The 21,822-nt window shown below is 62.1% G+C and carries 22 protein-coding genes; 11 read left to right on the top strand and 11 right to left on the bottom strand.

Annotation, left to right across the window (positions count from 1 at the left end):
* Positions 1–51 precede the first annotated feature (51 nt).
* Genes VPX56_RS06415 through VPX56_RS06405 form a run of 3 tightly spaced genes read right to left on the bottom strand, consistent with a single transcriptional unit; the run spans position 52 to position 3,630 of the window.
* Entirely contained in the window at positions 52–1,116 is a 1,065-nt protein-coding gene (locus VPX56_RS06415; protein ID WP_131633111.1) for a sugar ABC transporter substrate-binding protein, read from the bottom strand.
* Between the two features lie 19 nt (positions 1,117–1,135).
* On the bottom strand, positions 1,136–2,131 hold the full coding sequence (locus VPX56_RS06410) for an ABC transporter permease (RefSeq protein ID WP_326470620.1): 996 nt from the start codon (positions 2,129–2,131) through the stop codon (positions 1,136–1,138).
* On the bottom strand, positions 2,128–3,630 hold the full coding sequence (locus VPX56_RS06405; RefSeq protein ID WP_326470618.1) for a sugar ABC transporter ATP-binding protein: 1,503 nt from the start codon (positions 3,628–3,630) through the stop codon (positions 2,128–2,130). Before VPX56_RS06405 ends, VPX56_RS06410 begins: the two co-directional genes overlap by 4 nt.
* 160 nt (positions 3,631–3,790) lie before the next feature.
* On the opposite strand from VPX56_RS06405, the gene VPX56_RS06400 reads away from it, so the two are divergent.
* The 4 genes from VPX56_RS06400 (at position 3,791) to VPX56_RS06385 (ending at position 6,545) form a co-directional block, all read left to right on the top strand.
* Complete coding sequence (locus VPX56_RS06400; RefSeq protein WP_326470616.1) at positions 3,791–4,879, top strand: oxidoreductase; 1,089 nt, start codon at positions 3,791–3,793, stop codon at positions 4,877–4,879.
* 57 nt (positions 4,880–4,936) lie between these two features.
* The gene (locus VPX56_RS06395; RefSeq protein WP_326470614.1) at positions 4,937–5,680 is read left to right on the top strand and encodes an SDR family NAD(P)-dependent oxidoreductase; all 744 of its coding nucleotides are present in this window, start codon (positions 4,937–4,939) and stop codon (positions 5,678–5,680) included.
* A 183-nt stretch (positions 5,681–5,863) separates the two neighbouring features.
* Entirely contained in the window at positions 5,864–6,169 is a 306-nt protein-coding gene (locus VPX56_RS06390) for a type II toxin-antitoxin system RelE family toxin (RefSeq protein WP_159513636.1), read from the top strand.
* Positions 6,141–6,545 (top strand): helix-turn-helix domain-containing protein, encoded by a 405-nt coding sequence (locus tag VPX56_RS06385; protein ID WP_326470608.1) that lies wholly within the window; start codon positions 6,141–6,143, stop codon positions 6,543–6,545. Before VPX56_RS06390 ends, VPX56_RS06385 begins: the two co-directional genes overlap by 29 nt.
* Here VPX56_RS06385 and VPX56_RS06380 read toward each other — a convergent pair.
* The gene (locus tag VPX56_RS06380; RefSeq protein ID WP_006809671.1) at positions 6,542–6,739 is read right to left on the bottom strand and encodes a YbdD/YjiX family protein; all 198 of its coding nucleotides are present in this window, start codon (positions 6,737–6,739) and stop codon (positions 6,542–6,544) included. The genes VPX56_RS06385 and VPX56_RS06380 overlap by 4 nt on opposite strands.
* Positions 6,740–6,849: 110 nt before the next feature.
* The gene (cstA, locus tag VPX56_RS06375; RefSeq protein WP_131633117.1) at positions 6,850–8,955 is read right to left on the bottom strand and encodes a pyruvate/proton symporter CstA; all 2,106 of its coding nucleotides are present in this window, start codon (positions 8,953–8,955) and stop codon (positions 6,850–6,852) included.
* 268 nt (positions 8,956–9,223) lie between these two features.
* Between cstA and VPX56_RS06370 the strand changes: the two genes are divergently transcribed.
* Genes VPX56_RS06370 through VPX56_RS06360 form a run of 3 tightly spaced genes read left to right on the top strand, consistent with a single transcriptional unit; the run spans position 9,224 to position 11,533 of the window.
* The gene (locus VPX56_RS06370) at positions 9,224–9,946 is read left to right on the top strand and encodes a nucleoside recognition domain-containing protein (protein WP_326470604.1); all 723 of its coding nucleotides are present in this window, start codon (positions 9,224–9,226) and stop codon (positions 9,944–9,946) included.
* A complete protein-coding gene (locus VPX56_RS06365) occupies positions 9,943–10,407 on the top strand; it encodes a YjiG family protein (RefSeq protein ID WP_263610498.1) in 465 nt (154 codons plus the stop codon). The genes VPX56_RS06370 and VPX56_RS06365 overlap by 4 nt, the downstream gene beginning before the upstream one ends.
* Positions 10,408–10,420: 13 nt before the next feature.
* On the top strand, positions 10,421–11,533 hold the full coding sequence (locus VPX56_RS06360; RefSeq protein ID WP_326470600.1) for a M20 family metallopeptidase: 1,113 nt from the start codon (positions 10,421–10,423) through the stop codon (positions 11,531–11,533).
* Between the two features lie 119 nt (positions 11,534–11,652).
* Here the strand turns inward: VPX56_RS06360 and entH are convergent, their stop codons facing one another.
* The 5 genes from entH to entC are packed head-to-tail and all read right to left on the bottom strand — an operon-like array spanning position 11,653 to position 16,480.
* The gene (gene entH, locus VPX56_RS06355) at positions 11,653–12,066 is read right to left on the bottom strand and encodes a proofreading thioesterase EntH (RefSeq protein WP_326470599.1); all 414 of its coding nucleotides are present in this window, start codon (positions 12,064–12,066) and stop codon (positions 11,653–11,655) included.
* A 1-nt stretch (position 12,067) separates the two neighbouring features.
* A complete protein-coding gene (gene entA, locus VPX56_RS06350; protein WP_407655121.1) occupies positions 12,068–12,820 on the bottom strand; it encodes a 2,3-dihydro-2,3-dihydroxybenzoate dehydrogenase EntA in 753 nt (250 codons plus the stop codon).
* The gene (locus VPX56_RS06345; protein WP_263610495.1) at positions 12,820–13,674 is read right to left on the bottom strand and encodes an isochorismatase; all 855 of its coding nucleotides are present in this window, start codon (positions 13,672–13,674) and stop codon (positions 12,820–12,822) included. The genes entA and VPX56_RS06345 overlap by 1 nt, the downstream gene beginning before the upstream one ends.
* A gap of 10 nt (positions 13,675–13,684) precedes the next feature.
* A complete protein-coding gene (entE, locus tag VPX56_RS06340) occupies positions 13,685–15,295 on the bottom strand; it encodes a (2,3-dihydroxybenzoyl)adenylate synthase EntE (RefSeq protein ID WP_131633124.1) in 1,611 nt (536 codons plus the stop codon).
* Between the two features lie 9 nt (positions 15,296–15,304).
* Positions 15,305–16,480 carry an isochorismate synthase EntC gene (gene entC, locus VPX56_RS06335; RefSeq protein WP_326470594.1) on the bottom strand — a complete coding sequence of 392 codons (1,176 nt, stop codon included), beginning with the start codon at positions 16,478–16,480 and terminating at the stop codon, positions 15,305–15,307.
* A gap of 187 nt (positions 16,481–16,667) precedes the next feature.
* On the opposite strand from entC, the gene fepB reads away from it, so the two are divergent.
* Entirely contained in the window at positions 16,668–17,627 is a 960-nt protein-coding gene (fepB, locus tag VPX56_RS06330) for a Fe2+-enterobactin ABC transporter substrate-binding protein (RefSeq protein ID WP_326470592.1), read from the top strand.
* Positions 17,628–17,673: 46 nt separating this feature from the next.
* Here fepB and entS read toward each other — a convergent pair whose 3' ends face one another.
* Positions 17,674–18,921 carry an enterobactin transporter EntS gene (gene entS, locus VPX56_RS06325; protein ID WP_326470590.1) on the bottom strand — a complete coding sequence of 416 codons (1,248 nt, stop codon included), beginning with the start codon at positions 18,919–18,921 and terminating at the stop codon, positions 17,674–17,676.
* Between the two features lie 109 nt (positions 18,922–19,030).
* Between entS and fepD the strand changes: the two genes are divergently transcribed.
* From fepD to fepC, 3 genes are read left to right on the top strand one after another with little or no spacing between them, the layout of a single operon-like run.
* Positions 19,031–20,035 carry a Fe(3+)-siderophore ABC transporter permease gene (fepD, locus tag VPX56_RS06320; RefSeq protein ID WP_326470588.1) on the top strand — a complete coding sequence of 335 codons (1,005 nt, stop codon included), beginning with the start codon at positions 19,031–19,033 and terminating at the stop codon, positions 20,033–20,035.
* Positions 20,035–21,024 (top strand): iron-enterobactin ABC transporter permease, encoded by a 990-nt coding sequence (gene fepG, locus VPX56_RS06315; RefSeq protein ID WP_326471976.1) that lies wholly within the window; start codon positions 20,035–20,037, stop codon positions 21,022–21,024. Before fepD ends, fepG begins: the two co-directional genes overlap by 1 nt.
* Positions 21,021–21,821, top strand: a complete 801-nt coding sequence (fepC, locus tag VPX56_RS06310) for an iron-enterobactin ABC transporter ATP-binding protein (RefSeq protein ID WP_326470586.1) — start codon at positions 21,021–21,023, stop codon at positions 21,819–21,821. The genes fepG and fepC overlap by 4 nt, the downstream gene beginning before the upstream one ends.
* The last annotated feature ends 1 nt before the right edge of the window (position 21,822 follow it).

Raw genomic sequence — 21,822 nt, 5'->3', positions numbered from 1 at the left:
GAGGGCCGGGGTGAGGGCATCAGGCCGCACCTGACGCCACCCGGCTTGGTTTTACTTGTTTTTCGCTTCCAGCGTCGCAAACCACGGCGCGATAAAATCTTCCGTCTGGCCCCAGCCAGGAATGATTTTTCCCAGAGACGCCACGTTCACCGGCCCCGGCTGGGCGGTCAGCAGCGCCTGCGGAATGGCGGCCGCTTTAAAATCGTAGGTTGCAGGCGTCGCTTCCCCGGCAATCTTGTTCGCCACCAGACGCACGTTCGTCGCGCCAATCAGCTTCGGATCCACCGCCACGCTCACCTTCCACGAACTGCCCGGTTCGCGCATCAGCTGCAGATCCTGGTTGGAGATGTCGATGCTGTAGAGCTTGATCTCGGTGCGGCCGTTCTCCTTCAGCGCCTTATACGCGCCCTGGCTGAAGGCGTCCCAGGTGCCCCAGATGGCGTCGATTTTGCCTTTCGGGTATTTCGCGAGGATCGCACCCACCTTGTTGGCGGTATCGCCCTGCACGTCAGAGGAGACGGCACCGATGGACTCCAGCTCTTTGATGTCCGGATACTGCTTTTGCAGCTCTTTATAGGCTGCCTGACGGCGCTCCATCGGCGGGAAGCCCGCGACCCACAGCTTGACGATATTGGCCTTGCCGTTGAAATCTTTCGCCAGCTGGCCGAAGGAGAGGTTCGTCAGGGAGGCATCGTCCTGCTGGGTGACGGTCACGCCCGGGATCTCGCCGTTAACGGCGGTATCAAAGACCGCGACTTTAATACCGGCATCCACCGCCTTCTTCACCAGCGCGGTGGAGTACGGATCGCGCCCCTGAGAGAGAATAATCCCGTCATATTTCTGGCTGATCGCCTGGTTCACGAAGTCCTGGAATTTAGCGTCATCCCCGTTGCTTAAAAAGGTGCTGACCTTAAAGCCGAGCTTTTTCCCTTCCTGAATCGCCCCGGCAACAAACTGCGTGGTGTTGTCGTCCGAGCCGAGGTTGCGGATCACCGCGATGCGGATCGGGCCGTCATGGTTCGCAATGGCCGCCGGAACCGGCGCGGGCGTAGCCGCGAAGCCTGGCAGAGCCGTGAGCAGTCCAAGTGCCACCAAAGAGAGTGCAATCTTTTTCATTTTTTATCCCGTTGTGTTGTCAGCGTTTTTGTATGTAGGTCATCGCCAGCGCCACTGCGAGCACCAGCCCTTTTATAATGTCCATGGCGTAATACGGCACGGAGAGCATCACCAGCCCGTTCGACAGCACGCCGAGGATCACCGCCCCGACGAGCGTACCCAGCGCGTTCGGTTTCCCGGAACCCGCCAGCGAGAAGCCGATCCACGCCGCCGCCACCGCATCCATCAGGTATCCGCCGCCCGCATTCACCTGCGACGAACCGATGCGCGACGCCAGCAAAATCCCGCCCAGGCCCGCCAGCAGCGAGGCAATCACGTAGGCCGCCACCTTGTAGCGCGTGGTGCGAATGCCGGAGAGGCGCGCCGCTTCGGGGTTGCCGCCGATGGCGTACATCCGGCGTCCGTGCGTGGTCAGCGACAGCCCCAGCTGCGCCAGCACGGTCACCACCAGCATGACGATCACGATGGTCGGCACCTGCCCCAGCAGGCTGAACGCCGCCGGAATGGTCCCTTCCGCCATATCGCCGCTCGGCAGCACCATGTTCTCGGTAATCGAGCCGCCGTAGCTGTAGGTCATCGCCACGCCCTGAATCACAAACAGGCTGGCAAGCGTCGCGAGCATGTCCGGAATGCGCAGGATGACGATCATGAAGGCGTTAAACAGCCCCACCAGCGTGCAGAGCGCCAGCGTAATCAGAATCGACTCGGTGGTACCAAAGCCGTGCCAGACGAAAAGCGAAATCACCAGCGCGTTCGCCAGCGAGGCGGTGGATCCGACAGAGAGATCGAACCCGCCGATGGTCAATGAAATCGACACGCCAATGGCAATCACCGTCACGATGGCAATCGAGCGCAGAATGTTGATGATGTTGTTCGGATCGAGGAAGCTGTCCGACGCCAGGCCAAACACGGCCACCAGCGCGACGACGGTTAACAGCATGCCCCACTTGTAGAGAAAATCGAAAATCTGCTGACGGCCAGACGCCGCCGCGGTCACTGAAAGGGCCTTGCTCACGACGCCGTTCCTCCGGTTGAATAATAAAGTAGTGTCTCTTCCCGGGCCTCGGCCCCGGCGATTTCCGCCACGATGCGCCCGTCCCACAGCACGCAAATGCGGTCGCACAGCCCGACCAGCTCGGCAAACTCGCCCGAGGCGTAAATCACCCCTTTGCCCTCGCGCGCCAGGCCGTCGATCAGTTGAAACAGGTCGGTTTTGGCCTTCACGTCCACCCCCTTGGTCGGCTCGTCGAATATCAGCACGCTGGCGTCATTGCGCAGCCATTTGCCGATGGCGACCTTCTGCTGGTTGCCGCCGGACAGGCGGCGCAGCACCTGCCCCGGCCCACGCGCGCGCACGCCGACGCGGGCGATGACCTCTTCCGCCCAGCGCCACGCCTGACGATGGCCAAACAGGCTCCAGCGCGAGAAGCTGTTATCCGCGCACACGGCAAGGTTCATGCTCACCGGCTCGTCGATAAAAATGCCCTCTTTGCGGCGCTCCTCCGGCACCAGCGCCAGACCACGCAGCACGGAGTCGGCCGGATCGCGCGGCTGCCAGGCCTGATGGTTCAGCTCGCCGCGCGCCACGAGGCTTTTGGTGGCGCCAAACAGCGCCTTGCAGAGTTCGGTTTTCCCCGCCCCCGCCAGCCCGGCAATCCCGAGAATTTCGCCTTTGCGCAGGTGCAGGGAGATATCTTTTAGCAGCGCGTCGTCGTGAAGCCCCTCAACGCGCAGCAGCGTTTCGTCGCCGTGCGGCGGTCGCGCGGGCGGATAGATATCGCTCAGCACGTGGCCGAGCATCTTCTCGACGATCGCTTCACCGCTAAGATCGGCCATCGGGCCGGTCTCGATCAGCTTGCCGTCACGCAGCACCGTTAAGGTGTCGCAGATGGCCTTCAGCTCGTGAATGCGGTGGGAGATAAACACCACGCCGATGCCCTGCTCTTTTAAACGTCTCACCACCGCAAACAGGCGCTCGCTCTCGTGCGCATCCAGCGGCGCGGTGGGCTCATCAAGAATCAAAAAACGGCAGTGGTGTGACAGGGCGCGTGCCAGCAAAATCTGCTGCTTTTCGGCCAGTGAACAGCTGTCGATGGAACGGCGAACGTCGAGTGAAACGTCGAGCTGCGCCAGCGCCTGCCTCGCCTGCTGGCGTACGGTGCGCCAGCTATAGCGGTGTCCCGGCTGCGCCAGCTGGTCGAGCATGATGTTTTCGGCAATGCTTAATCCCGGGATCAGCGCCACGTCCACCTCCTGCTGCACGAGGTGGATCCCCAGCCGTTTGGCGTCCAGCGGCTCGCGGATCGTCACCGGCTGGTTGTTAATGCTGATTTCACCCTCATAGTGGTCATGCGTGCCGCACAGCACCGCCATCAGGGTCGATTTCCCCGCGCCGTTGGCACCGGTCAGCGCATGTACGGATCCGCCGGTTAAGGTGAAATTCACGCGCGACAGCGCCTGAAAGCCGGAAAAGGCCAGGCTGATACCGCGCATCTCAAGGCGACTGGAAACCATCCGCGTAAATCCTTCATTACTCTTCTGATTTATCGAATTTTTCACAGCTCCGGTTGACTGACAACGACGGAAAAGGCATAAGATAAAGCGAAATATTATTAGCCATCCGGATGTCCAGACATAACATCGGGTTAGCGCTTGCTAAAAAAAGGACAACACCATGAGCAACACCGATATTCGCGTCGTGCCCGGCCCGGCGAACTACTTCTCTCATCCAGGCAGCCTTGCGCATCTGAATGAATTCTTCACCCCGGACCAGCTGTCCCGCGCGGTGTGGATCTTCGGCGAGCGCGCTATCGAGGGCGCGCGCCCCTTCCTGCCGGAGAGCTTTAACGCGCCGGGAGCGAAACATCTGCTGTTTAAAGGCCACTGCAGCGAGCACGACGTCACCCATCTGGTGAATGAGTCCGGCAGCAACGCCAGCGTGGTGATTGGCGTCGGCGGCGGCGCGGTGATGGATACCGTCAAGGCCGTGGCGCGCCGCTTAGGGGTACCGTTCGTGGGCATCCCCACTATCGCCGCCACCTGCGCGGCCTGGACGCCGCTCTCCGTCTGGTACAACGATGCCGGTCAGGCGCTGCAGTTCGAAATTTTCGACGACGCCAACTTCCTGGTGCTGGTGGAGCCGCAGATCGTCCTTAACGCCCCGGCGGAATATCTGCTGGCGGGCATCGGCGATACGCTGGCGAAGTGGTACGAAGCGGTGGTGTTGGCACCTGAGCCGGAGAACCTGCCGCTGACCGTGCGGCTGGGCATCAATGGCGCGCTGGCGATCCGAGACGTGCTGCTGGAGCGCAGCGAAGAGGCGCTGGCCGACCAGCAGCGCGGCGACCAGACGCAGGCATTTCGGGACGTGGTGGACGCGATTATCGCCGGCGGCGGGATGGTCGGCGGCCTGGGCGAACGCTATACGCGCGTGGCGGCAGCGCATGCGGTGCACAACGGCTTGACCGTGCTGCCGCAGACGGAAAAATACCTGCACGGCACCAAGGTAGCCTACGGCATTCTGGTGCAGAGCGCCCTGCTCGGCCAGGACGACGTGCTGGCGCAGCTGGTGGCGGCGTACCAGCGCTTTAACCTGCCGACCACGCTTCGCGAGCTGGACGTCGACATCAATAACCGGGAAGCGCTGGATAAGGTCATTGCCCACACCCTGCGCCCGGTGGAGTCGATTCACTATCTGCCGGTTGCGTTAACGCCTGAGGTTCTGCGCGCCGCGTTTGAGAAGGTGGAATCCTTCCGCCGTTAATTGCGCCGACCGTCTATACCTAATGATGATTCTCACCACTCTCGTAACGAGGTCATCATGCAGATCGATTTAACAGGTAAGAAGGCGCTGGTCACCGGCGCCAGCCGCGGGCTGGGTCGGGCTATTGCCCTGTCGCTGGCGCGCGCCGGTGCCGACGTGGTTATCACCTATGAAAAGTCCGCCGATAAAGCCCAGGCGGTCGCCGATGAAATTAAGGCGCTCGGGCGGCACGGCGAGGCGATTCAGGCCGACAGCGCCAGCGCGCAGGCCATTCAGGATGCCGTCACCCACGCGGCGCGTTCCCTTGGCGGGCTGGATATTCTGATCAACAACGCCGGAATTGCGCGCGGCGGCCCGCTAGAGTCCATGACGCTGGCGGATATTGACGCCCTTATCAACGTCAACATTCGCGGCGTGGTAATCGCCATTCAGGAAGCGCTGGTGCACATGTCCGACGGCGGGCGCATTATCAACATCGGCAGCTGTCTGGCGAACCGCGTGGCGCAGCCGGGGATCGCGGTTTACTCGATGACCAAATCTGCCCTTAACTCCCTCACCCGCGGGCTGGCGCGCGATTTAGGGCCGCGCGGCATTACCGTAAATCTGGTCCACCCCGGCCCCACCAACAGCGATATGAACCCGGAAGACGGCGAACAGGCTGACTCTCAGCGTCAGCTTATTGCGTTGGGTCATTACGGCCAGCCGGAAGACGTCGCGGCTGCGGTCACGTTTCTTGCCAGCCCGCTTGCCGGGCAAATCTCCGGAACCGGTCTGGACGTGGACGGCGGTTTGAACGCCTGATCGCATATTTCCTGCACGCCTCTGTCGCCCGACAGAGGCGTTTCCGAGCAGCCTCGAAGGTTTGCGTTTTGCCGCTTTCTCCCGTTTTTTCTCCGCTCTACAGTACCCCATAAGAAATTCGGAATTTATCTAATAGTCTTATTATTTCCTTATATTTTGTGTGGGCGTACAGTGGAGGTACGGATGAAGATTGTCTGGTCCAATGGTGCAAAGAAGGCGTTTTCAAAGATTGACGAGCGGTATCAGCGTCGCATTGAGGTAAAGCTTGCTGAGCTGGATGACCGCTCGGCTCCCCGGCCCGATATCAAAAAAATATCGGCGACAGAAGATCATTTCCGGCTACGCGTAGGCGATTACCGCATCATCTATACGCTTCGCGACGATCCCGATGACCATTGTTATGTTTTGGCCGTCAAGCGCAGAACTTCAACGACTTACCTGCATGAGGAGAGTGCCAACTATGGCTGTACAGCTAATCAAGGACGATAACGGGAAAACGCAGTACGTCGTTATTCCCTATCACGAATATTTTCGTATGCTCTTACAGATGGCAGAAATTGACGACGAAACCGACGACGATCTGGAGGATATTGAGGTCGAACACGACAGTCTGGATGACGTGGAATTGCCCGGAGAAGTGTGCAGCATCATGACCTGGCAGAACGTCAGCCTGCAGGCCGCGTGGCGTATACTGCGCGGCATGTCCCAGCAGGAGGTGGCGGAGAAACTCGGCATCAGTCAGTCCGCCGTATCACAGCTTGAAGCGCTGGACTCCCGTCCGCAAAAGCGCACCCGCGAAAAGCTGGCGGTAATCTACGGCTGCAAGCAGGAGCAGATCAGCCTCTATTTACCGAAAGAGGGTTAACAGCACTTCGCCCCGCCCTTGCCGCCGTAGCGGGCGTCCTGGCGGTCGCGGAAAAACTCTTCGTAGGTCATGGGCGTCTGGTCCGGATGGTTGACGCGCATATGCTCGACATAGTTGTCGTAGTCCGGCACGCCAATCATCATTTTGGCGGCCTGGCCCAGGTACTTACCTGCTTTGGAAAGGGTGTCGAACATAATCAGTTTCTCGTTTGTTTCCCCCTCACCCTAACCCTCTCCCCAAAGGGGAGAGGGAACTTACAACACCCTCTCCCCTTTGGGGAGAGGGCTGGGGTGAGGGGATTTGGTTAATGCGCCCCTTTGGCCTGGGTGACAATCTCTTCCAGGTTTTCAGGCATCGGCTCGTAGGGCGTCTCTTTCGCCGTTGGCTTGTCGACTTTCAACGCCGCCAGCGCGGTCTTGAGAGAATACAACGCCAGCACCACGACCACCACCATAAAGAAGATGGTCAGCCCGGCGTCCAGACGGTTGTTAAACACCAGCTGCGACAGCTGGGACTCGGTGTACTGCGCCGGGATCTTGCCGCTATCGATCATCGCCTGGAACTTGTTGGCGATTGCCAGGAAGCCCACCTTGTTGTCCGGGCTGAAGGCTTTCTGCCAGCCCGCCGTCAGGGTGCAAATCAGCAGCCATGCGGTTGGCACTAATGCCACCCAGGCGTAACGCTGGCGCTTCATCTTGAACAGCACCACCGCGCAGAGCATCAGCGCCATGCCCGCCAGCATCTGGTTGGCGATACCGAACAGCGGCCACAGGGTGTTGATCCCGCCCAGCGGATCGACCACGCCCTGATGCAGGAAGTATCCCCACGCCAGCACGCACAGCGCCGTTGCCAGCAGGTTAGCCGGGAGCGAGTCGGTGCGCTTCAGGTTCGGGGAGATCACCCCCAGCAGGTCCTGCAGCATAAAGCGCGCCGCACGGGTTCCCGCGTCCACCGCCGTCAGGATAAACAGCGCCTCAAACAGGATGGCGAAGTGATACCAGAACGACACGTCCATCAGCCCGCCCAGCGCGCCGTGCAGGATGTAGGCCATGCCCACCGCCAGCGTCGGTGCCCCGCCCGCACGGGAGATAATCGACTGCTCGCCCACCTCATTGGCAATGTGCGTTAGCGTTTCAGGGGTAATGGCAAAGCCCCAGCCGCTTACCACCTGCGCGGCAGACGCCACCACGTCAACGGTTCCGGCAGGGGCCAGCACCGCCATCGGGCTGTTCATCGCGAAGTACACGCCCGGGTCGATGATACAGGCCGAGACCAGCGCCATGATGGCGACGAAGGACTCCATCAGCATGCCGCCGTAGCCAATCAGGCAGGCCTGATTTTCATTCGCCAGCATCTTCGGCGTAGTGCCGGAGGCAATCAGCGCGTGGAAGCCGGACACCGCGCCGCAGGCGATGGTGATAAACAGGAACGGGAACAGGTTACCGGTCCAGACCGGGCCGGTGCCGTCGATGAATTTAGTCAGTGCGGGCATGGTCAGAGTCGGGCGCATGATCAGAATGCCGATAGCCAGCCCGACGATGGTGCCGATTTTCAGGAAAGTGGAGAGATAGTCGCGCGGAGCCAGCAGCAGCCACACCGGCAGCACCGCCGCCACAAAGCCGTAGCCCACCAGCATCCAGGTCAGCTGTACGCCGGTAAAGTCAAACCACGGTGCCCACGTCGGGCTTTCCGCCACCCAGCCGCCGGAGATAATGGCGAATACCAGGAACACCAGACCGATTACCGACACTTCACCGATGCGCCCCGGGCGCAGGTAGCGAATGTAGATCCCCATAAACAGCGCCAGCGGAATGGTGAAGGCCACGGTATAGGTTCCCCACGGGCTGTGGGTCAGCGCTTTCACCACGATCATCGCCAGCACCGCGAGGATGATCACCATGATCATAAAGGTCGCCACCAGCGCAATCACCCCGGCGGTTGCCCCCATCTCCTCTTTCACCAGCTCACCCAGCGAACGCCCGTCGCGGCGGGTCGAGACGAACAGCACCATAAAGTCCTGCACCGCCCCCGCCAGCACCACGCCGGCGAGGATCCAGATCATCCCCGGCAGGTAGCCCATCTGCGCCGCCAGCACCGGCCCCACCAGCGGGCCCGCCCCGGCAATCGCCGCGAAGTGGTGGCCGAACAGCACCTTTTTATCGGTCGGCACGTAGTCCAGCCCGTCGTTATGGCGCACGGCGGGCGTCATGCGCGTGCTATCAACCCCCAGGACGTTCTTCGCGATATAGCGACCATAAAAACGATAGGCGATCAGATAAATACAAACGGAGGCGACAACGATCCAGAGCGCGTTGATCTGTTCCCCCCGATTAAGGGCGATATAGCCCAGGGCAAAGGCTCCCACAACGGAGAGCCCTGCCCATGTAAGGTATTTCCCTGAGTTGTTCATAGTTGTTTTCCGCTGTAGTGAAACCGTGAGTTGTTACATTTTGTTTCTAGAACAACGGCGGAAATTTAACAACTTTGAAACGTAATTATGCGTGGTCAAACCAGACATTTACACCACAGTGTTAAGCCGATCACTTTCGCGCCGTCACCGGTCACACTTTTGCCTTTTTCATCCTGCCACCGCCTTACGGAATGATTTGTATCATTTTTTTTGGTTATAACCTCGCCAGAATGATCCTGCGCGATCGCGCGCTTACAAGGAAAAGGATATGAACAGTTCAGTACCTCAGGAGTATAAGGTCGGGCCCGGCGCGTACTTCGCCCTGGCGTTTGCAGCCGTTTTCTTCTCCGGCCTGTTGGGCGGAAAGGAGTGGTACGGCGTTTTTGATTTCACCACCCTCAACGGCGCGTTTGGCAAAGTGGTCAGTAAGGCCAGCCTGGATGATGGCATCCTGACGACCGCCAGCAGCGCCTTTCGCGGCACCGGCGGCAGCGGCGCGATGGACGGGTTTCTCTTCGCGCTCGGCTTAATTCCCGCGGTGATGTTCGCGCTGGGGATGATCAACGTGCTGGAGCACTACGGCGCCCTGCGTGCCGCCCGCAAGCTCTTAACCCCGCTGCTGCGCCCGCTGCTGGGCATTCCCGGCACCACCGGGCTGGCGCTGATCGGCAGCCTGCAAAGCACCGACGTGGGCGCGTCGCTGACCCGCAACCTGTCAGACGAAGGGCAAATAAGCGAAAAAGAGAAAGACGTGTTCGCCATGTTCCAGTTCTCCGCCGGGGCAATGATCACCAACTTTTTCTCCTCCGGCGCGATCCTCTTTACGCTGGTCGCCGTTGACGGCACCGCGGCGGTTCCCACGTCCATCGGAGCCTGTATTGCGGTGATGTTCATCATGAAGATTGTCGGCGCGAATATGCTGCGCCTGATCCTGACGTTTACGGGCAAAGAAGCCCCTGCGAAACAACCGGCAGAAGGAGACGCCGCATGAGTGCCCCACAGTCAAATCCCGTTATTACCGATGTCTTTGTCGAAGGCGCGCGCAAGGGCTGGGGCATTGCCACCGGCAGCACCCTGCCCAACGTGGTGATGGCGTTTATCATCATCAAAGCGCTGGAAATTACCGGCGCGCTGAAAGGGCTGGGCATGATCTTCGCCCCGCTGATGGGCCTGTTCGGCCTGCCGGGTGAGGCCGCCGCCGTGCTGATCGGCGGCTGGATGTCGATGGGCGGCGGGATCGGCGTCGCCATCGGCCTGTTTGATAAAGGCATTATTACCGGCGAGCACCTGGCGATCCTGGCACCCGCCATCTACCTGATGGGCTCGCAGGTGCAGTATCTGGGCCGCATTCTGGGCGTGATCGGCACCCGCGCCAAACGTATCCCGCTGATGATCGCCATCTCGGTAGTCAACGCGTTTTTAGCCATGCTGCTGATGCGCATTATTCTCTGAACAGGACGTGAACATGAATCTTGACCACTATATTGAAGAGCTGAAAACCCTGGTGAACGTGGACTGCGGCACCCAGACCATTGCGGGCGTTGCCGCCGTTGCGGGCATTATGCAGCAGCTCTGGCAGCGAGAGGGCTGGCACACCGAGCAGGTTAATCTGGGCGATAAGGTGGGCCCGGGCGTGTTCGTCTGCAATAAGCCGCAGGCGGAGCATTTTGACGTGCTGCTGGTCGGCCATCTCGATACCGTCTTTGCCCCCGGCACCGTCGCCGAGCGCCCGATGAGCGAGGATGATACCCGCCTGTATGGCCCCGGCGTGTCGGATATGAAGAGCGGACTTCTGAATATTTTGTGGGCGATGCGCGGGCTCGACGCCGCGGACAACGATCGTCTCGCGATAGCCGTGGCGATGAACCCGGACGAAGAGACCGGCTCGGTGCACTCCCACGAATGGATCGGCGAGCTGGCGAAGCGTTCCCGCTGCGTGCTGGTGTGTGAAGCCGCCCGCGCCGACGGTTCGCTGGTGAAAGCGCGTAAAGGGATGGCGGGCTATCACCTCACCTTCAGCGGCGTGGCGGCGCATGCGGGTAACGATCCGGAAAAAGGCCGCTCGGCAATTACCGCCCTGGCAAACAGCGTTATCGCCATTAATGCGCTAACCGACTGGGATCGCGGCACCACGCTCAACGTCGGGGTGATCCACGGCGGCAGCGCGGCAAACGTGGTGGCGGATAACGCCGTAGCCGAACTCGACGTGCGCTTCTGGGAAAACGACGAGTACGACCGGGTGAATCAGGCGCTGGAAGCGTTATGTGAAAACGGCTTTTTAGACGGCGTGACCACTACGCTTGCGCGGGTGAATCACAAGCCGGCGATGGCAGCCAGCGTTGCGACGCAGGCCCTGATGCAGCAGGTTGAAGCGGCAGGAAAAGCGGAGGGTATCGACATTACCTGGCAGGCGGTCGGCGGCGGCAGCGACGCCAACCACACCGCCGCGCTGGGCATCCCGACGCTCGACGGACTGGGCCCGATTGGCGCCGGGTTCCACAGCCCCGCGGAATGGCTGGATAAAGCGTCGATTGAGCCGAGAATTCGCTTGTTAAAGCGGATCGTCTCGACATTGTAAACGCCGGGTGGCGGCTTCGCCTTACCCGGCCTACACGTAATTTTGCACTAAACCGTCCCCTCTCCCTGTGGGAGAGGGTTAGGGTGAGGGTTAGGGTGAGGGCAACAAACCGCACAAAATCAACCCAGCACCATCGTACTCAACCGGCAGGTGCAGCACCGCCGCCCCTGCTCGTCGAACACCACAATCTCCCAGCTCTGGCTGGAGCGCCCGAGATGCAGCGGCTGGCACACGCCGCGCACCTTACCCTGCGACACCGCCCGGTGGTGCGTGGCGTTCAGCTCCGTGCCAACCACGTTCTGCCCGTCGCGGGTCATCAGAAAACCGGCCATCGATCCCAGCGTTTCCGCCAGCGCCGCCGACGCACCGCCGTGCAGCAGGCCAAACGGCTGATGGGTGCGGGCGTCCACCGGCATTTCGGCCTCGAGCGTCTCGTCCCCGAGGCGGGTATAGACGATGCCGAGATGCGCCACCAGGGTGTTCTCGCTGGTGGCGTTCAGCGCGTCGAGCGATAAATGACGTTTCCAGATCATCTTACGCCCCCAGCGTGGAGCCGCCGTCCACCACGATATCCTGCAGGGTGATATGGCTGGCGGCATCCGAAGCGAGGAACAGCACGGTGCTGGCAATCTCCTGCGGACGGGCAATCTTGCCGAGCGGAATGCCGAGCTTAAACTGCTCGCCAAAGCCGCGAATGCGCTGCTGCTCCGCATCGTCGCTTTTCCACAGGGTGCGCTGCATGTCGGTGTCCGTTGAGCCCGGCGACACCAGGTTACAGCGCACGCCGCTACCCGCCAGCTCCAGCCCGACGGTCAGGGCCAGGCTTTTCAGCGCCGCCTTCGACGCGCCGTAGGCGCTCATGCCGATGCGCGGCGTGTGCGCCGCGTCGGACGCCACGGTCACTATCGCCCCGCCCTGCTGACGGCGGAACTGGCCCATCGTCTGCTGGAACAGGTTGAACGCGCCGCCGACGTTGACCGCGAAGGTCTGCTGCCAGTCCTCCTGCGAGAGCTGGTCCGTCGCCCCCATGCGCAGAATGCCCGCCGCGTTGACCAGCACGTCCAGGCGCTCAAGCGTCGTCAGCGCACGCCCGCACACCTCCTGCACCTGCGCGGCGTTCGCCACGTCCAGCGTTTCGGTGGCGAACGGATAATCACCCAGCGGAAACGCCAGATCGAACCCGGTCACCTGCGCGCCCGCCTCCACAAACGCCAGCGCCGTCGCGTAGCCAATCCCCTTCCCCGCGCCCGTCACCCAGACGGTTTTGCCGGTAAAATCAAAACCCATCACTTCACCTCGCGGGAGAGCAGCGCCCACCAGGCGTCGATTGTTGGATTTTTGGCCAGCATAACGAAATCAATGTCGCCGTGCACCTTGCGCCAGCGGGCGGCCAGCGCCATCATGCGCACCGAATCCAGACCGTAGTCGATCAGGTTTTCGTCATCCATCGGCTCGTCGGACTCGTCCAGCAGCGGCAGGATCAGCTCGCGCAGCGCGGCTTTGGTTGCCGGAACGGACGGCAGCAGCTCGTCGGTCATCACCACGCGGCCCGAGCGTCCCGCTACGTAGTTCAGCGACATCAGGTGCTCGTCGCGGGTGAAATCCGCCAGCGCGTCGGCGATAAAGAACGGCTTGATGTCGCGCATAAACGCATCGGTGGCGGTGGTCATGCAGCCGATGTGGGCATACACGCCGGTAATCAGCAGCTGGTTGCGGCCCGTCTCCTTCAGCATCTGCTCGAGCGGCGAGCGATGAAACGCGCTGTAGCGCCACTTCACCAGCACCGTGTCGGCTTCGTCCGGCGTCAGTTCAGCGACGATACGCTGCTGCTCCGGCGAGCGGGTCAGGCCCGGCCCCCACATGTCGTTCAGCAGGGCGCGGTCTTCATCGCTCTGCTCTTTCGGCTGGGCGGTGTAGTACACCGGTATGTTGTGTTCTTTGCAGTAAGCGCGCAGTTTAGCGATGTTCGCCACCACCTGCTGCATCATCGCGCTATTTTCACCCCAGAAGTTCAGGAAGTACTCCTGCATATCGTGGATAAGCAGCGCCGCGCGCTCCGGCTCAAAGGCCCAGTTCACTTTATTGGTCGGCAGCTCTGCGGCGGTCGGCAGCGCGTAAGCGGTTAATTTTGGTATAGCCATACTCTGTTCCTCAGCCCCGGGCGCGTTCAGCGAGCCACAGGCGCAGCTGTTTCTTATCGACTTTGCCGACCGGCGTTAACGGAAGCGCATCCACGCTCTCCACGCGGTCCGGCAGCTTGAATTCGGCAACGCCCTGCTCGCGCAGGAAGCGGCGCACCTCGACCGCGCGCAGCGGCTGTTTCACCACCAGATACGCGCAGCTTTTTTCGCCCAGCAGGCTGTCCTCCATGCTCACCAGCGCGGCGTGGATCACCGACTCGTGGCGCAGCAGCAGGTTTTCGATCTCCTCGGCGGCGATCTTCTCCCCGCCGCGGTTGATCTGATCCTTCTCGCGCCCCTGCACGGTGATGTACCCCTGCTCGTCGATGGCGATCAGGTCGCCGGAGCAGTAAAAGCCGTCGGCATCAAAGGCGCTGGCGTTGTGTTCCGGGCTGTTAAAATAGCCGCGGAAGGTATAGGGCCCGCGCGTCATCAGACGCCCGACTTCGCCGCGCGGCAGCGGGTTACCGTGCTCGTCCGCCACCCACACTTCGTCGTCCGGGCACATCGGACGGCCCTGGGTGTTGATGATGCGTTCCGGCGCGTCGTCGAGCGCGGTGTAGTTCACCAGCCCTTCCGCCATGCCGAATACCTGCTGAAGCTGACAGCCGATTTCCGCCGGAATGCGCGCCGCGAGCGTGGCGGACAGGCGTGCACCGCCCACCTGCAGCAATTTCAGCGACGTAAGCTGACCGTTCCCCGCCCCTTCGGCAATCGCCTGCAGCCACAGGCTGACCGCCGGCGGTACCAGCGAGGTGACGTTAACCTGATGCTGTTCAATCAGCGGGAAGCAGAGCGTGGCGCTCGGGTCGTTCGCCAGCACCACGCAGCCCCCGGCGGTGAAGATGCCGAGCGATCCCGGCGAGCTCATGGCGTAGTTATGCGCCGCAGGCAGGGCGTTGAGGTAACGCGTTTCGGCGGTAATGCCGCAAATCTCGTTGCTGCGGCGGATGCTGTAGTCGTAATCGTTATGCGTGCGCGGGATCAGCTTCGGCGTGCCGGTGCTGCCGCCGGAAAGCTGGAAGAAGGCCACTTCGTCGGCGGGCGTCGGGTTCGGGATAAAGTTGTCGGCCGGACGCGCAATCGCCGTTTCCAGGGCGTGTTCGCCCCGATCGCCGCGCAGCAATACGACGCGGACCGAGCGGTGCTCATCCACAAAGGCGTTGAGGAAGTCATCGCCCGCGAACAGCGCGTGGTCGCGATCGGCAATCAGCACGGCGGGTTTGATCTGCGCGGCGTAGGCGTTCAGCTCGCTGCGCTGATGGCTAAAGAGCGCGTTGACCGGCGCCACGCCGATTTGCAGCAGCGCGAAGAAGGTGATGTAGAACTCGGCCACGTTGCCGAGCTGCACCAGCGCCGTCTCGCCGCGGTGCAGCCCCTGCGCCTGGAGGGCAGAGGCCAGGTTATTCACCGCCTGATTAAACGCGCGGTAGGTAATGTGCCGCTCGCCGTCGATAATCGCCACGGCATCGCTTTGCGCACGATCCGTCAGAATGTGCGTCAGCGGCAGATCCTGCCAGTAGCCTTTCTCACGGTAGCGGCGGGCAAATTCCTCAGGCCAGCGGGTAAAGGGGATGGTCATGAGTATTCCTTAGTGCAAACCAAAAACGTTGAGCATGGTGGAGAGCTTCACGCCGGTTTCGCGCCACTCGCCCACCGGCGAGGAGGCGGGGACAATGCCCGCGCCGGCAAACAGGCGCACGGTATTTTCGCGAAGACGCGCGCAGCGGATGGTCACCACCCATTCGCCGTTGCCTTCGCTGTCGCACCAGCCGACGATGCCGCCAAACAGCTCGCGGTCGAACGGCTCCAGCTCGGCAATCAGCTGTTTCGCCTCCTGATGCGGGAATCCGCTCAGGGCAGGCGTCGGGTGCAGGAGGCAGGCCAGGGTCAGGGCGTTTTCATTTTCACGCGCGTCACCTTCTACCGGCGTCGCCAGGTGCCACAGGGTCGGGGTGGTAATCAGCTGAGGAGAATCCGGCATGCTGAGATGGTGGCTGCGCGGTGCCAGAACGGCCTTCATCGCCTGGGTCACCAGGTCGTGCTCGTGACGGTCTTTTTCAGAGGCCAGCAGCTTGTTGCCCGCTTCTCTGTCCAGCACGTCGTCCGGCTGACGGCGCGCCGAGCCTGCCAGCGGCAGCGAGCTAAAGTGCGCGCCCTCTTTGCGCAGCAGCAGCTCCGGGCTTGCGCCCAGCAGCACGCCGCCGTCTTCCAGCGGCACGTGGAAGTTAAAGCTCGCCGGGTTCTGGGCGATCAGGCGCTCCATCAGCGCACCGCTGTCGAGGGTTTTGTCGGCCGCAATATCGATCAGGCGCGAGAGCACCACCTTGTTCACCTGCGGCGTGGCGGTCAGCGACGCGGCGCGGGCAACCATCTCTTCAAACACCGGCTGCGGTGGGATCTCGGTCCGTTTTTCCACGTTCAGCGCCTGCGCGGCGGAGAAATAGCGCGAGGACTGCTGGCGCGCCGGGCGAGAAAAGGTCTGCCAGCGCTGGGGGATAAACAGGGACGACGGTTTGCGGGTATCGAACGGAATAGCGCCCACCATCACCGGGTGGGCAATGCCGCTGGCCTTCGCGTTCTGGAAAGCCTGGGCTAATTTTTGCTGGAAGTTGCCGTTCGGATCGTCGCCGCCGACGGCGGACTCAGAGAAGCGGGCAAAACAGCCTGACGTGGTAAAACTGCGATAGGGCGACATAAAGAAAAAGCTGTCTGATTGCAGCGTGGTCGCGGTGTGCTGGGTGTCCTCAGCCAATGACGTATCCATATCATCCTCCTAAAATGATAAAAGCAGTAATAATGATTATCATTTATATTTTCGATGGCTAACCTAATCTCACAGCGCCCCGGTGTCAACCGCAGAGCAAACAACTTGTGCGACTAACGCTTGCATCCCTTCCCCGCAATCATGAAAATGAGAAGCATTAACTTCAATAAAAACAGGATGCCGCTCCGTGAAACTCCCTGCCGTTTGCCGTAATGCCCTTCTTTTAACAGGATTTTTTGTTTTAGGACTAACCTCAGCCACCGCCGCCGACTGGCCGCGTCAGGTGGCCGACAGCCGCGGCGTTCACACGCTTGAGAGCAAGCCGACGCGCATTGTCTCCACCAGCGTAACCTTAACCGGATCGCTGCTGGCGATTGACGCCCCGGTCGTCGCCAGCGGTGCCACCACGCCGAACAACCGCGTGGCGGATGCGCAGGGCTTTTTACGCCAGTGGGGAGATATCGCAAAACAGCGCAAGCTGGCCCGGCTGTACATCGGTGAGCCGAGCGCCGAAGCGGTCGCGGCCCAGATGCCGGACCTGATCCTCATCAGCGCCACCGGCGGAGATTCCGCGCTGGCGCTGTACGATCAGCTCTCCGCCATCGCCCCCACGCTTATCATTAACTACGACGACAAGAGCTGGCAGGAACTGCTGACGCAGCTGGGCACCCTCACCGGGCAGGAAAAACAGGCCGCCGGGCGCATTGCCGCGTTTGATAAACAGCTCGCGCAGGTGAAACAGCAGATGAAGCTGCCGCCGCAGCCGGTGAACGCCATCGTCTACACCGCTGCCGCGCACAGCGCCAACCTGTGGACCGCTGAATCCGCGCAGGGCAAGCTGCTGCACCAGCTGGGCTTTACGCTGGCGGAACTGCCCGCCGGGCTGCAGACCTCCAAAAGCCAGGGCAAACGCCACGACATTATTCAGCTGGGCGGGGAAAACCTGGCGACGGGGCTGAACGGCGAAGGGCTGTTCTTGTTTGCGGGCGACCAGAAAGACGTCGACGCGATTTACGCCAACCCGCTGCTGGCGCATTTGCCCGCCGTGCAGAACAAGCGCGTCTGGGCATTGGGAACCGAGACGTTCCGCCTGGATTATTACAGCGCGATGCTGGTGTTAGACAGATTGAGTGCGTTGTTTAAGTAGGCATTTCCCCTCCCTCTCCCTGTGGGAGAGGGCCGGGGTGAGGGCATCAGGCCGCACCGTCGGTCAACACACTCTCCTGCCTGAATCGGCGCAATTCTGCCAACGACAATAATAAAACCGCACCAATAATTGCCAGTACAAACCCGCTGCTGCTCGCCGAGGCCACCGGGGTCATTATCGCCCCCAGCCCGCCGAGGATCGCCGCGCCAATCGCATCGCCCGTCACGTTCTGCGCCGTCCACAGGCCGTTAATGCGCCCGAGCATCCCTTCCGGCGTCTGGGTCTGGATCAGGGTGTACTGCAACAGCGAGCTGATGGCGCTCAGCCAGCCGAAAATCACCAGGCACAACACGCCCAGCGCCCACACCGGCATCAGGCTGAAGAAGCCAATGGCGATAAACGACGCCAGCGTGGCAAGCAGCATAATCAATCCCGGACGCGCGCTCTGCGCCAGGTTGCCGCTGGTCAGCGCCCCGCACGCCGCGCCGAGCGGAATGGCGGCGTAGAGAATGCCAATCTCCGAGGCGCTCATCTGCCACTCACCCGCCAATGCCGGATAGAGCACGCGCACGGCGCTCGCCATCGTCAGCAGGCCGCCAAGCAGCGCAATGCCGCCAATCAGCGGGTTGCTGAACAGAAAGCGAATCGCGGCCATCAGCGATTTCAGCGGATGCTCGCGCGGCTGCGGCGGAGGCGGCAGCAGCGGCAGGCGCAGCAGCGTCAGGGTAGTGATAAAGGTCCCCGCCGCCGCCAGGCCGTAGTTCCACGCCACGTTGCCTGTTGCCAGCAGCAGGCCGCCCACCATCGGCGAAATCACCGACCCGAGGCGCACGGTGAGCATGGTGATCGCCCCCGCCTGCATCAGGTTCTCGCGCCCGACCAGCGCGGGCGTGGCCGCCAGCAGCGCCGTCACGCCCAGCGAGGCAAAGAAACCGTCCCACAGCCCCAGGGCATAAATCGCAATCAGCGACGGCTCCGGCAGCATCGCGTTCAGGCACAGCCCGATAAAGCCCACCCCGCAGGTGCCGCGCGCCAGCAGGATCAGCTTTTTACGCTCGTAGCGGTCCGCCAGCACGCCGCCCACCATCAGGCCGATAAACATCGCCCCGCCGGTTAAGGTGACGGATAGCCCCACCAGCCAGCTGGAGTGGGTCATGGTCTGGATTTGCACCGGCACGGCAACGCCGAGCAGGCCGAGGGATAAAATGGAGATAAAGCGGGCGATAAAGACGGCGCGAAACGCCGGGTGCGTTTTGAGGAGGCTGAGGTTGAGCAGCCAGGATTTTTGATTCATGACAAGGCCTTGAGGTATCGGTCTACCATTTCCATGGGCGCACATGCTAACATAGCCAAATAAGATAGATAACGATAATTACTATCATTATCACATCATGGACGTTGCTATGTCGTTTTCCTCTTCCGCGGTGCGCGCCGTTGCCGTGCCCGTTTTATTGCTGCTGTTGATCCTTGCGATTGCACTCAGTCTGCTGGTTGGCGCGAAGCCGCTGCCCGCGTCCGTTATTGTCGATGCGCTCTCCGGTACCTGCCAGAGCGCCGACTGCATCATCGTGCTCGACGCCCGCCTGCCCCGCACCCTTGCCGGACTGCTGGCGGGAGGCGCGCTCGGCCTTGCCGGAGCCCTGATGCAAACCCTCACCCGCAACCCGCTGGCCGACCCCGGCATTCTCGGCGTTAACTCCGGCGCCAGCTTTGCCATCGTGCTCGGCGCGGCGCTCTTCGGGTTGACGTCTCCGTCCGAGCAGCTGGTCATGGCCTTTTGCGGCGCGCTGGCCGCCTCGCTGGTCGTGGCCTTTACCGGCAGCCAGGGCGGCGGGCAGCTGAGTCCAGTCCGCCTGACGCTGGCGGGCGTGGCGCTCGCGGCGGTGCTGGAAGGCTTGTCCAACGGCATCGCCCTGCTCAATCCGGACGTTTACGACCAGCTGCGCTTCTGGCAGGCCGGATCGCTGGATATCCGCACCCTTGAAACCTTAAAAGTGGTGGTGGTTCCGGTCATCATCGCCGCCGCCGTGGCGCTGTTTTTAAGCCGGGCGCTCAACAGCCTGAGCCTCGGCAGCGACACCGCGACCGCCCTCGGCAACCGCGTGGCGCGCACGCAGCTGGTTGGTCTTTTGACCATCACGGTGCTGTGCGGCAGCGCGACCGCCGTGGTCGGCCCCATTGCCTTTATCGGCCTGATGATGCCGCACATGGCGCGCTGGCTGGTGGGGGCGGATCACCGCTGGTCGCTGCCGGTGACGCTGCTGGCCACCCCTGCCCTGCTGCTGTTTGCCGACGTGCTGGGCCGCCTGCTGGTTCCCGGCGAGCTGCGCGTCTCGGTGGTCAGCGCCTTTATCGGCGCGCCGGTGCTGATCTTCCTGGTACGCCGTAAACGCGGAGGTGGCGCATGATGGCCCCGTCCCGTCGTTTACTCACCAGCGTCTCCCTCCTTGTGCTCGCCATTGCACTGCTTACGGTCTGGAGCCTGCGCAGCGGCGCGGTGACGCTCGATTTTGCTCAGGTGTTTAACGCCCTGCTCGGCAGCGCGCCGCGCAATATCACCATGGTGGTGACCGAATGGCGGCTGCCGCGCGTGGCGATGGCGGTGCTCGTCGGCGCGGCGCTCGGCGCGAGCGGTGCGATATTCCAGTCGCTGATGCGCAATCCGCTCGGCAGCCCGGACGTGATGGGCCTCAACACCGGGGCCTGGAGCGGCGTGCTGGTGGCGATGGTGCTGTTTGGCCAGCACCTGACGGCGATTACCTTTACGGCAATGGCGGGCGGCATTCTGACGTCATTACTGATCTGGGCGCTGGCCTGGCGCAACGGCATCGACACCTTCCGCCTGATCATCATCGGGATCGGCATCCGCGCCATGCTGATGGCCTTTAATACCTGGCTTCTGCTACAGGCGTCGCTGGAAACCGCGCTCTCCGCCGGGCTGTGGTACGCCGGTTCCCTCAACGGCCTGACGTGGGGCAAAACCTGGCCCGCCGCGCCGCTGATTGTGCTGATGTTTATCGGCGCGCTGCTGCTGGTGCGGCGTATGCGCCTGCTGGAGATGGGCGACGACAGCGCCTGCGCGCTGGGCGTAAGCGTCGAGCGCTCGCGCCTGATGCTGATGCTGGTCGCCGTACTGCTGACCGCCGCCTCTACCGCTATCGCCGGGCCGATCTCGTTTATCGCCCTCGTGGCACCGCACATTGCCCGCCGTCTTAGCGGGACGGCGCGCTGGGGCTTAACCCAGGCGGCGCTGTGCGGCGCGCTGCTGCTGCTGGCCGCCGATCTCTGCGCCCAGCAGCTGTTTATGCCTTATCAACTGCCGGTGGGCGTAGTGACCGTCAGCCTCGGCGGGATTTACCTCATCGTCTTGCTCGTTCAGGAGTCACGCAAGAAATGACAGACACAACCACCCGCTTGCGCGGCGAAAACCTCACCCTCGGCTACGGCAAAAAAATCATTGCCCGTGATTTATCCGTCGCCATTCCGGACGGCCACTTCACGGCAATCATCGGGCCAAACGGCTGCGGCAAATCGACCCTGCTGCGCACCCTGAGCCGCCTGATGACGCCGTCTGAAGGCAGCGTGTTCCTCGACGGGGAGCAGATCCAGCGGTTCGCCAGCAAAGAGGTGGCGCGGCGCATCGGGCTACTGGCGCAGAACGCCACCACGCCGGGGGACATCACGGTGCAGGAGCTGGTCTCGCGCGGGCGCTATCCGCACCAGCCGCTGTTTACCCGCTGGCGCAAAGAGGACGACGAGGCGGTCAGCCGCGCGATGCAGGCGACGGGGATTACCGATCTGGCCCTGCAGAGCGTGGACACCCTTTCCGGCGGGCAGCGTCAGCGCGCGTGGATCGCGATGGTGCTGGCGCAGGAGACCTCGATCATGCTGCTGGATGAGCCGACGACCTGGCTCGACATCAGCCATCAGATTGACCTGCTGGAGCTGCTGAGCGAGCTCAACCGCACGCAGGGGTATACCCTGGCGGCGGTGCTGCACGACTTAAACCAGGCGTGCCGCTATGCGACGCATCTGATTGCCTTGCGAGACGGTGAGATTGTGGCGCAGGGCGCGCCGAAAGAGATTGTGACGCCGGAGTTGATCGAGCGGATCTACGGCATGCGCTGCATGATTATTGACGATCCGGTGGCGGGCACGCCGCTGGTTGTGCCGCTTGGCAAACGTGCGGTCTGAT

The organism is Enterobacter wuhouensis (genome assembly GCF_035835995.1).
In the GTDB taxonomy this organism is placed as follows: Bacteria; Pseudomonadota; Gammaproteobacteria; order Enterobacterales; family Enterobacteriaceae; genus Enterobacter; species Enterobacter wuhouensis.
The sequence above is the reverse complement of the archived record's forward strand: the minus strand, read 5'-3'. Positions and strand labels throughout refer to the sequence as shown.

Excerpts from the sequence above, each read along its gene's own strand:
- VPX56_RS06345 (WP_263610495.1), bottom strand. The coding sequence starts at position 13,674 with ATGGCTATACCAAAATTAACCGCTTACGCGCTGCCGACCGCCGCAGAG.
- entS (WP_326470590.1), bottom strand. The coding sequence starts at position 18,921 with ATGAATCAAAAATCCTGGCTGCTCAACCTCAGCCTCCTCAAAACGCAC.
- entE (WP_131633124.1), bottom strand. The coding sequence starts at position 15,295 with ATGACCATCCCCTTTACCCGCTGGCCTGAGGAATTTGCCCGCCGCTAC.
- fepD (WP_326470588.1), top strand. The coding sequence starts at position 19,031 with ATGTCGTTTTCCTCTTCCGCGGTGCGCGCCGTTGCCGTGCCCGTTTTA.
- fepG (WP_326471976.1), top strand. The coding sequence starts at position 20,035 with ATGGCCCCGTCCCGTCGTTTACTCACCAGCGTCTCCCTCCTTGTGCTC.
- entA (WP_407655121.1), bottom strand. The coding sequence starts at position 12,820 with ATGGGTTTTGATTTTACCGGCAAAACCGTCTGGGTGACGGGCGCGGGG.
- VPX56_RS06370 (WP_326470604.1), top strand. The coding sequence starts at position 9,224 with ATGAACAGTTCAGTACCTCAGGAGTATAAGGTCGGGCCCGGCGCGTAC.
- VPX56_RS06415 (WP_131633111.1), bottom strand. The coding sequence starts at position 1,116 with ATGAAAAAGATTGCACTCTCTTTGGTGGCACTTGGACTGCTCACGGCT.
- VPX56_RS06390 (WP_159513636.1), top strand. The coding sequence starts at position 5,864 with ATGAAGATTGTCTGGTCCAATGGTGCAAAGAAGGCGTTTTCAAAGATT.
- VPX56_RS06385 (WP_326470608.1), top strand. The coding sequence starts at position 6,141 with ATGGCTGTACAGCTAATCAAGGACGATAACGGGAAAACGCAGTACGTC.
- VPX56_RS06360 (WP_326470600.1), top strand. The coding sequence starts at position 10,421 with ATGAATCTTGACCACTATATTGAAGAGCTGAAAACCCTGGTGAACGTG.
- VPX56_RS06400 (WP_326470616.1), top strand. The coding sequence starts at position 3,791 with ATGAGCAACACCGATATTCGCGTCGTGCCCGGCCCGGCGAACTACTTC.
- VPX56_RS06380 (WP_006809671.1), bottom strand. The coding sequence starts at position 6,739 with ATGTTCGACACCCTTTCCAAAGCAGGTAAGTACCTGGGCCAGGCCGCC.
- entC (WP_326470594.1), bottom strand. The coding sequence starts at position 16,480 with ATGGATACGTCATTGGCTGAGGACACCCAGCACACCGCGACCACGCTG.
- VPX56_RS06365 (WP_263610498.1), top strand. The coding sequence starts at position 9,943 with ATGAGTGCCCCACAGTCAAATCCCGTTATTACCGATGTCTTTGTCGAA.
- fepC (WP_326470586.1), top strand. The coding sequence starts at position 21,021 with ATGACAGACACAACCACCCGCTTGCGCGGCGAAAACCTCACCCTCGGC.
- VPX56_RS06405 (WP_326470618.1), bottom strand. The coding sequence starts at position 3,630 with ATGGTTTCCAGTCGCCTTGAGATGCGCGGTATCAGCCTGGCCTTTTCC.
- entH (WP_326470599.1), bottom strand. The coding sequence starts at position 12,066 with ATGATCTGGAAACGTCATTTATCGCTCGACGCGCTGAACGCCACCAGC.
- cstA (WP_131633117.1), bottom strand. The coding sequence starts at position 8,955 with ATGAACAACTCAGGGAAATACCTTACATGGGCAGGGCTCTCCGTTGTG.
- VPX56_RS06395 (WP_326470614.1), top strand. The coding sequence starts at position 4,937 with ATGCAGATCGATTTAACAGGTAAGAAGGCGCTGGTCACCGGCGCCAGC.